2 protein-coding genes are annotated in these 593 nt (G+C 54.0%); one reads left to right on the top strand and one right to left on the bottom strand.

The genetic code is table 11. The features are described from left to right. The first annotated feature begins 4 nt into the window (after nt 1–4). Entirely contained in the window at nt 5–172 is a 168-nt protein-coding gene (locus ACR0E6_RS22735) for an ATP-binding protein (RefSeq protein ID WP_480587663.1), read from the top strand. 73 nt (nt 173–245) lie between these two features. Here the strand turns inward: ACR0E6_RS22735 and ACR0E6_RS22730 are convergent. Next, the coding region (locus tag ACR0E6_RS22730; RefSeq protein WP_480587660.1) for a class I SAM-dependent methyltransferase at nt 246–593 on the bottom strand (348 nt) is incomplete at its 5' end.

The raw sequence follows: 593 nt of genomic DNA, 5'->3' as shown, positions 1-593 counted from the left end.
ATTCGTGCGGCTTGAAACATCCCGCTCGCGAGAGACTGGCGGAACCGGCTTGGGGCTGTCGATCGCACGTACGATCATCCAGCCGCACGGAGGCACGGTAGAAATGTTAAAAGGGGTAATTGGCGGCTTGTGCGCTAAGGTGGTTCTGCCAGTTTTTGAGGGCCAAACGTAACTTGTGAACACAATCGGCATGCCCCGAAAGCTTATTGGAAGCGTACCGCTTTGGGCCAGTTTCAGGTGTGGGCTCAAACGCAGCGGCGGAGAACACTGAACTGGAAAGACTGACTTTCCCCCCAAGAGGTTTGGTGCAGGTGATGGCGATGCGCGACGAGTTCAAAGTGTTCCTCAAAAAGCACGGCGATATCGCTCGGACTATAGCGGGCGACAGGGAGACCACTGCAAGTCTCCGGCCCATCAAGTGCAAACGTAGCAATGATCACATGGCCGCCAATTTTTACCCCTTTCTTCACGCTTTCCAGATAGGCCGCGCGTTGCGATGTATCCACGAGAAAGTGAAAAACCGCCCTATCATGCCAGACGTCATATCTGCGATCGGGGACCCAAGAAGTTATATCTGCAGAAATCCAAGTGAC

This window comes from Ruegeria sp. AP12 (assembly GCF_056540025.1).
The sequence above is the reverse complement of the archived record's forward strand: the minus strand, read 5'-3'. Positions and strand labels throughout refer to the sequence as shown.